This is a genomic window from Streptomyces blattellae, assembly GCF_009709555.1.
Taxonomy (GTDB): domain Bacteria; phylum Actinomycetota; class Actinomycetes; order Streptomycetales; family Streptomycetaceae; genus Streptomyces; species Streptomyces blattellae.
In genome coordinates this window covers 1-651 of sequence record NZ_WJBG01000015.1, presented here as the reverse complement: position 1 = coordinate 651, position 651 = coordinate 1, and the positions used below count along the sequence as shown (strand labels likewise).

The window sequence follows — 651 nt, the reverse complement described above, 5'->3', positions numbered from 1 at the left end:
GGAAGCAGCCGAACGCGCGGGGGCCACCATCACCCCGCTGATCACCCGGCTCAACACCATCCGGCGACGCCACCCCGCACTGCGAAGGCTCAGGAACCTCGCCTTCCACGAGACCGACAACGACGCCCTCATCGCGTACAGCAAACGCACGGGCGACGACACGGTCATCGTGGTCGCCAACCTCGACCCGCACCACGCCCAGGAGGCCACGGTCTCGTTGGACATGCCGCGACTCGGCCTGGACCGGCACGAGTCGGTGCCGGTGCGCGACGAACTCACCGGCGAGACCTATCACTGGGGCAGGACCAACTACGTCCGTCTGGAGCCCGGCCGGGCTCCCGCACACGTGCTCCACGTGCAGCGAGCGCCCGTCTCACCGCAGAACGGAGGGTCGGCCGCGTCATGACCGTCAACCAGCCCGTCCCGGACACCTTCGAGGACACGCCCGCCAAGGACCGGGACCCGGAGTGGTTCAAGCGAGCCGTCTTCTACGAAGTCCTCGTCCGCTCCTTCCACGACAGCAACGGCGACGGCGTGGGGGACCTCCGCGGCCTGACCGCCAAGCTGGACTATCTGCAGTGGCTGGGCGTGGACTGCCTGTGGCTGCCGCCGTTCTTCAAGTCACCGCTCAGGGACGGCGGGTACGACGTC

At 68.7% G+C, this 651-nt stretch carries 2 protein-coding genes; both read left to right on the top strand.

What is annotated here, in order from left to right; all coding sequences use genetic code 11:
- Positions 1–406: alpha-glucosidase C-terminal domain-containing protein (locus GFH49_RS00760; protein WP_155053772.1), on the top strand; the 406-nt coding region annotated here is incomplete at its 5' end.
- Positions 403–651, top strand: a 249-nt coding sequence (locus GFH49_RS00755) for an alpha-amylase family glycosyl hydrolase (protein ID WP_268867456.1), incomplete at its 3' end; no start/stop codon positions are given. The genes GFH49_RS00760 and GFH49_RS00755, both read left to right, overlap by 4 nt.